1 protein-coding gene and 1 pseudogene are annotated in these 8,866 nt (G+C 38.9%); both read right to left on the bottom strand.

Features of this window, described 5'->3' with window-relative positions; genetic code table 11:
• Positions 1–1,455: pseudogene (locus ACFILU_RS08250) on the bottom strand (autotransporter outer membrane beta-barrel domain-containing protein); the annotation flags it as partial.
• A gap of 650 nt (positions 1,456–2,105) precedes the next feature.
• Positions 2,106–8,216 carry an autotransporter outer membrane beta-barrel domain-containing protein gene (locus tag ACFILU_RS08245; RefSeq protein ID WP_375675540.1) on the bottom strand — a complete coding sequence of 2,037 codons (6,111 nt, stop codon included), beginning with the start codon at positions 8,214–8,216 and terminating at the stop codon, positions 2,106–2,108.
• Between the last annotated feature and the right edge of the window lie 650 nt (positions 8,217–8,866).

Raw genomic sequence — 8,866 nt, 5'->3', positions numbered from 1 at the left:
GCCATTAACCATCTTAATTGTGCCATCTTCACCAGTAGCGAGACCAATACCAACATTTTGAATAGTTGTTTTGCCATTTAATTCAACTATACTATCGGCCTCCCAAGTACTTACACCAACGGTTGGTTCTTCGGACTCACTACCGATTATTGTTAAATCTCCGCTAATGATTTTACTTCCATCCTCTGCATAAAGACCTTCATCAAAATTTTGAATGGTTGTTTTGCCCGTTAACTGAATTTCACTCCCAGAGCCCGCTGTCCATACACCAGATCGTGCTTCATTGGGGTTGTCATTAATTGCTTTACCACCGACTATTGTTAAATCTCCGCTGGTAATTTTACCACCATTATAGGCTCCAAGACCGTACGAAACTTTTTCAAAGGTTGTATGCCCCTTTAATTGAATTTCACTATTGGGATTAATGGCTATTATACCAGAAGTGCCGTATTCTTGGTTTTCATAAGCAGTTATTGTTAAATCTTCGCTGGTGATTTTACCACCTTTTTCTGCTCTCAGTCCATCTCTAACTTTTTCAATGCTTGTTTTGCCTTTTAATTCAATTATGCTTCCAAAGCCATTGGCATTTGCACCGTTTCCGAAGTTATTGGTTGTTAGAGTAACATCCGTAATTTCAATACGTCCACCATTTTCTGTAAGTAATGCGCCTTCATGTCCATTCAAATTTCCTCCTATGACAGCTCCTCCTTTCATTGTGATCTTGGATTCTATACCATCTGCATGGAGTGCATTACCATTAGATGATGCGACTGTAACATTGTTGTTTAAAGTAATGATGCTGCCATTTTGAGCAGATATTGCTGTATTTTTTGCACGAAATGATCCTCCAGAGATTGTTATTATCGAGTGATCATCTGCAGATATGCCTGTTAGTGCTTGAGTAACGGTTACATTGTTCAAGGTTACTGTGCTGTTTTTAGCACTTATTCCTAAGGATAGTGAACTGTTATCGTTTTCACTCGATATTACCACGTCTTCCAGCTTGTTTTTTTTACTCTTACTGTTAGAAAAGGAAGCACCAGTGCTAGATAAAATGCCAGATGAGGAGGCCTCCATTCCAGAATATGTAATTGTTCCCTTAGTCATTTGAAGTGTAGCACCGTCTTTGGCTTCAAGGCCTAAGAAAATACCAGAACCAGTGCCTTTAATGGTTGTGCCATCCAGTAACTCAATCGCACTGTTAGCACCTTCTGTTGTTACAGCATAGACGGTTTGGTTTGTGCCTTGGTTTATATCTTTATTCGTAACAATGGTTAAATGTTTTCCAATGATTTTGCCACCGTCTTTTGCGTGAATAGTTTCGTAGGTTTTATCGGATACTTCTTGTTGTTTTCCCCCAGAAACTACGAGGGTTTCAGCATGTGCACTGAACTGGATGTTGAACAGGATGATAGCGGCTGCAGCCGTGCATGATAAAAGGGATGTTTTATACACTAGTATTCTCCTTATGATAGCCCCCAAATATTCATTTCCCCGCGAACTTCATAAGAAGAAGTGAAAATGGATAATTGTTATTAATTTCAGTAATTGTCTTTATTTGGTAAGACATTTTTGGTTTTTTGTCAAAATTAAAAAATAATTGATATTAATTATGTCTAATACAAAATGTATTTATAATTGATTTTATTTAAAGAATTATAATTTTGAATATTATTATTCAGAGAAATATTCTGAGATACTGATATAGTGGTACCATGACATCTTTTACGTGATGGTAGGGATTATTATATGACGCAAATTGGGATTATGAGGGAACAAAAAAGGATGTAGAAGAAGCTAGTAAAAAAGCTAACTTACTTGGGCTTAAAGTGGGTTTTCATCTTTCAACACAGTGGTATTAATTTATTTCTAATAGACTTCTCTTTTTTTCAAAGTAGGAAGTATTCTTCATCCACTGGGGATGGAAGTGCTCTGTTGCGTTTGTTGTGTCTTGTCTTGGGGATTTTCGTAAAGAACTAAGTATTAAGAGGGAAGGGTGCTTTAAAAGGAAAAAGGATGACTTTAATGTACAAAAAAGGCAGCATATTGTGCTGCCCTTTTTGTTAAATTGAATAGAATGAATAGGCTATTTTTACAGCCTTGATTTAAAACTGATAGCGTATGCCACCTGAAAAGCTTGCACCACTTATACCAGTTTTCTGAAGCTTTTGTCGATAGCTTACATCACCGTAAAGAGAGAAATTGTGAGATAGTTGTGCATTGATGCCAACGCCGCCCTCAATTGCTGTTCCTATGGGATCAAGGTCAAAATCTCTGCCAATCTGGATGGTACCATCATCACCAAAGGTTTTGATCAAGTTTGCTTTTCCATAGAAGGAAATGGCAGGACCATTTTCAGTGGTCATAATGGTTTTGGTTAAACGTCCACCAACACGGATCAACCATTGAGAAGGATTGTTCATATCAATTTTTAAATTATCAGCATCTTCAATGGTATCAAACATCAAATGTTGATAAGCAAGTTGTATTTGGGGCTCGAAGGTTAAACCTTCCATTCCGGTAGAAAATTGTTTGCCAACGGTGGTGGAAATACTCAACATTTTTACATTGTTCAATTTCGCGGTTTTACCAATGATAGCATTGGTGATATCGCCCTTTATTATCCCATAGGATAAAAGCGTATCGATATAGAAACCACTGTCATGTTGTACACTACCATAGGCAGTGAGAGACCATTTATCTAGGGTGTTTTTACTTGCATCCTGCATCTCTTTTGGAGTGAAAGACAGCTGCCCATAGGTACCTAAAAGACCAAGATGTGTAGTAGTGCTGTGCCCTTCTAACGTAGTCAATGCAACCCCACCTTGTATAGCAGCGTAGCGAATATCAGCACCATAACCATATTTAAGGGGACCGCGTTTCGAGGATAAGGTTCCTGTACCCCCATAGGTAGAGAGGAAGAAACTGTTTTTTAGATTTTTCTGCTCTCCCAAGACTGTTGTTCTCATATTGGCTAAAAGTGCATTTTGCTTGGCCATATCGGCCAATCCAGTATAAAAGAGGGCATTTGGCATAACCAAATAGCTTGCCATTTGTGGTACAACTGCTCTTACTTTTGAATCGGGGTCAAAAAATTCAGGCTGCAAACGGAAATCCCAGAAATCTTTATCCTTTTCATCGAATAAGTTTTGGTTAGCATTGGCTTTGCCATAGCTTGAGACTGGTCCATAGGCAGTCAGCGTATATTTATAAGGAGTTCCTCCTATGGTGGTATAGCCATTTTTCAATTTAAAGGAGTCTTCTTTTGCTTCTCCAGAAACTTGAATAAGTGAAAGTCCACCTATATTTGAAGGATCAGAGGCATTTTCTACACTCTCTTTATCCCCTGAAACATTTTTGACATAAACTGTTGTGGTGCCTGCTACATCACCGTGAATGAGAAGCCTATCGGTTTTTTGTGCATCTATTGCAACACCATCACTCCATATAGCGTTGAAATGAATTTCTGCCTCACCAGAGGCATTATAGACTGCTAGAATGTTCGGTATTCCAGATCCTATATACAATGTATGATAATGATCTTCTACCGGTTCATTAAAAACAATAGAACTATCATTGAGATTGAGCACAGAAATATCAGAACGTGACCTTTGAGCAATAGCAAGCAGTTTTCCGTCATCATCGGTTTCTTTTGTACTGGTTTTCAATATCCATGTTGTCTTGTTTGTCAAATCAAAGCGTACAGTTCTGTTTTCTGCAATTTTTGCTCTTCCCTTTAATACGGAGTGATTAGCATTTAATGTAAAAGCAAAATTATTTTCTTTAGTTGAAGCTTTTGCTGCTAATAAAATATCGGCACTGATTTCTGAATTTTTGAGATTGGCTATACCGATTGATTGGTCTGCGTTAATTCCAATACTATTTTCAGTGCGAATCTTTGTATTTGTCAAGTTGATTTCTAAGGCATTATCGTCCTCGGATTTATCAAATGTTATGCCACTGTTTTCTGCTGTTGCAGAAACATTTGTTACATCAATATATCCGCTATTTTTTAAAACAAATGCTGATCCTTTTGCTGCTACGGTCCCTCCATTCATTTTAATTGTGCCACCGTTTTCTGCATAAAGTCCGATGAAAGTATTGCTAATCGCTGTATTTCCATGCAATTCAATTAAGCTGTAAGGATTGCTGGCAGCTGCACCGTATCCGTTGCCATCCATCGTTGTTAGAGCAACGTCTGTGACCTTAATATGTCCACCGTTCATTGCAAACAATGCCATGGTTTTCGCAGTTACTGTTCCACCAGTCATTATAATTGTGCCACTATTTTCTGCATCAAGTCCGGTTACAGCATTATTAATTGTTGTCTTTCCATATAATTCAATCAAGCTTTCAGGATCGGTTGCAGCAGCACCATAGTTACCATTTTTTGTTGTTAAAGCAACATCTGTGACTTTAATATGCCCACCGCTTTTTGCAAGCACTGCCACGTTTGTTGCGGTTACAGCTCCTCCCGCCATTGTGATAGTACCACTATTTTCTGCATTGAGTCCGATGAAAGCATTATTAATCGTTGTCTTTCCATCCAATTCAATCAAGCTGTCAGGATCAGTGGTAGCTGCACCGTATCCGTTGCTATCCATTGTTGTTAGAGCAACATCTGTGACTTTAATATGCCCACCGCTTTTTGCAAGCAATGCCATGTTTGTTGCGGTTACAGTTCCACCCGCCATTGTGATTGCACCACTGTTTTCTGCATTGAGCCCGATGAAAGCATTATTAATCGTTGTCTTTCCATCCAATTCAATCAAGCTGTCAGGATCAGTGGTAGCTGCACCGTATCCGTTGCTATCCATTGTTGTTAGAGCAACATCTGTGACTTTAATATGCCCACCGCTTTTTGCAAGCAATGCCATGTTTGTTGCGGTTACAGTTCCACCCGCCATTGTGATTGCACCACTGTTTTCTGCATTGAGCCCGATGAAAGCATTATTAATCGTTGTCTTTCCATCCAATTCAATCAAGCTGTCAGGATCAGTGGTAGCTGCACCGTATCCGTTGCCATACATTGTTGTTAGAGCAACATCTGTGACTTTAATATGCCCACCGCTTTTTGCAAGCAATGCCATGTTTGTTGCGGTTACAGTTCCACCCGCCATTGTGATTGCACCACTGTTTTCTGCATTGAGCCCGATGAAAGCATTATTAATCGTTGTCTTTCCATCCAATTCAATCAAGCTGTCAGGATCAGTGGTAGCTGCACCGTATCCGTTGCCATACATCGTTGTTAGAGCAACATCTGTGAGCTTAATATGTCCACCGCTTTTTGCAAGCAATGCCATGTTTGTTGCGGTTACAGTTCCACCCGCCATTGTGATAGTACCACTATTTTCTGTATTAAGTCCGATGAAAGCATTATTAATCGTTGTCTTTCCATCCAATTCAATCAAGCTGTCAGGATCAGTGGTAGCTGCACCGTATCCGTTGCCATCCATTGTTGTTAGAGCAACATCTGTGACCTTAATATATCCACCGCTTTTTGCAAACAGTGGCATGTTTGTTGCGGTTACAGTTCCACCCGCCATTGTGATAGTACCACTATTTTCTGTATAAAGTCCGATGAAAGCATTATTAATCGTTGTCTTTCCATCCAATTCAATCAAGCTGTCAGGATCAGTGGTAGCTGCACCGTATCCGTTGCCATCCATTGTTGTTAGAGCAACATCTGTGACCTTAATATATCCACCGCTTTTTGCAAACAGTGGCATGTTTGTTGCGGTTACAGTTCCACCCGCCATTGTGATAGTACCACTATTTTCTGTATAAAGTCCGATGAAAGCATTATTAATCGTTGTCTTTCCATCCAATTCAATCAAGCTGTCAGGATCAGTGGTAGCTGCACCGTATCCGTTGCCATCCATTGTTGTTAGAGCAACATCTGTGACCTTAATATATCCACCGCTTTTTGCAAACAGTGGCATGTTTGTTGCGGTTACAGTTCCACCCGCCATTGTGATAGTACCACTATTTTCTGTATAAAGTCCGATGAAAGCATTATTAATTGTTGTCTTTCCATGCAATTCAATCAAGCTTTCAGGATCGCTGGTAGCTGCACCGTATCCGTTGCCATCCATTGTTGTTAGAGCAACATCTGTGACCTTAATATATCCACCGCTTTTTGCAAACAGTGGCATGTTTGTTGCGGTTACAGTTCCACCCGCCATTGTGATAGTACCACTATTTTCTGTATAAAGTCCGATGAAAGCATTATTAATTGTTGTCTTTCCATGCAATTCAATCAAGCTTTCAGGATCGCTGGTAGCTGCACCGTATCCGTTGCCATCCATTGTTGTTAGAGCAACATCTGTGACCTTAATATGTCCACCGCTTTTTGTAAGTACTGCCGCGCTTTTCCCAGTTACAGTTCCACCCGCCATTGCGATATTACCACTATTTTCTGTATAAAGTCCGATGAGAGCATTATTAATTGTTGTGTTCCCATCCAATTCAATTAAGCTTTCAGGATCGGTGGAAGCTGCACCGTATCCGTTTCCGTCCATCGTTGTTAGAGCAACACCTGTGACCTTAATATATCCACCGTTCATGGTAAACAATGCTGCGCTTTTTGCAGTTACAGCTCCTCCCGTCATTATGATGACACCACTGTTTTCCGCATCAAGTCCATTTATAGCATTAGTAATCGTTGTCTCTCCATCCAATTCAATAAAGCTGTAAGGATCGGTGGAAGCTGCCCCGTTTCCGTTTCCGTCCATCGTTGTTAGAGCAACATCTGTGACCTTAATATATCCACCTTTTTGTGCAAATAATGCTCTGTTTCCCGCAGTCACTGTCCCTCCCATCATTATGATTGTAGAGAATAAACCGTCTGCATAGAGTCCATCACCATTAGATGATGTAACTTGAACGCTGCCTTCTTTACTATTGGCTAAAGTAATGAAGCTGCCGTTCATTACGGATAGCCCTGTGTATTCTCCATCAAATGCTCCTCCTAATATCGTTACTTGTGAACCATCTTCTGCGGATATGCTGGTGTCTGCTTGCGTAATAGTTACGTTTTCTAAAGTGAGATGACTTCCGGCAAAGGCCGTTATTCCTGTGTATAAAAACTCTTCTTTTTCATTTTCTAATTCACTTTCCCATCCAGGGTCTAATTCATTGTCCGATGTTTTTACATTTTCTAGTTTGTCTTGATCACTTATGCTGGTATTTGCATAAGTAATGGTTACATTTTCTAACTTGTTTTTATCGCTTTTACTCTCATTGAAGAACGCACCAGTTTCAAAAGCCGTAATGGTTCCTCCAGTCATTGTGATTATGCTACCGTTTGTTGCATAAAGCCCAATTACAGCGTCATTAATTACCGTATTTCCGTGCAGTTCAATTGTGCTGTCAACATCATTAGCTATTGCACCGATTCCGGTGCCATCTTTTTTTAAAGTAACATCTGTGACGTCAATATGTCCGCCATTTTCTGCAAGTAATGCTGTATTTTTTCCAGTGACTGATCCTCCTATCATTGTGATTGTGGATTGTGCACCATTTGCATAGAGTCCGTCACCATGAGATGATGTAACTTGAACACTGCCTTTTTTATTATCGGCTAATTCACTATAGGTTAAAGTAATAGCGCTGCCTTCCGTAGCAGATATTCCTTTGAGTTCTCCATCAAATGCTCCTCCTAAAATCGTTATTTCAGAATGATCATTTGCAAATATACTGGTGTTTGCTTGCGTAACCGTTACGTTTTCTAAAGTAAGTTTGCTTTTGTTGTCGGCATTTATTCCCTTGTCCATGAAGTGGTCATCTTTACCGCTTGATATTGTTACACCTTCCAGCTTGTTTTTATCATTCATACTGTTTTCGAAGAAAGCGCCAATTTCAGAAACCGTAATAATGCCTCCAGTCATTTTGATTGTAGCACCATCTTTTGCATTAAGACCGAGACGAATGTCAAAATCAGTTCCTTTAATGGCTGTGTCTTGCAGTAATGTAATCGCACTGCCAAAACCGTCAGCTGTTACAGCATAAATATCCGTGTCTTTATTCCCAACCACAGTTAAATGTGTGCCGGTAATTTCCCCGTTGTCTTTCGCATTAATAATCTCATACGTTGTGTTAGATACTTCTTTTTTCTCGCCGGAAACTTCAAGAGTTTCAGCATATACATTGAGATGGGTGTTGAATAGCATGACAGCTATGACAGCCGTGCAGGATAAAAGGGACTTTTTACACATCAAGATTTTCCTAAATTATAAGTAAATTATAAGTGCCCCACACTCTTCCCCCGCTTATAAGAAGGATATCAAATGGATGGGTACTTTAGAGATGGAACGTGAATAGGCGATTTTTATTTTTATGTAAAGTATAAAATAAATTATACATTTAATATATAATGTATTATACTTAAATTCATTTAGTATTATATAAATACATTATGTTAATATTATATAAGTATTATAAGTTTTTCTATTCAAGATATGTGTTATGTTTGCATAAAACTTGTTTCTTATGCTTAAAGAAAAGGAGTAGGCAAGAAAATTAAAAAAAACTGTATGCTTGAGCTTGATAGGGATCTCTTTCAACATCATGAAACCAAAGATGGTACCATAGCTTTCATGTTTTTCTTTAACACGGTTACGATAAAATAGCGCTCATTGATTTTTCAATCGACGTTTAGTTTTTTTCAAGGGATATTTTTACTATTTGAAAGCGCGATATTTTATTGTTTTGAGTTTTTTTAACTAATTTTCTTAAAGAGAAATGTTGGCGGTGTGTATTGGTAGAGAAGAATAGGGGAGAGATAAAAAGGCAGCATATTGTAGCTGCCTTTTTTGTTAATGCATAGAAAAGAAATACGCTGTTTTGACAGTTTTATTTTAAAACT

The sequence above is a fragment of the Bartonella sp. CL100XZDX genome, from assembly GCF_042195375.1.
GTDB lineage: Bacteria > Pseudomonadota > Alphaproteobacteria > Rhizobiales > Rhizobiaceae > Bartonella.
The sequence above is the reverse complement of the archived record's forward strand: the minus strand, read 5'-3'. Positions and strand labels throughout refer to the sequence as shown.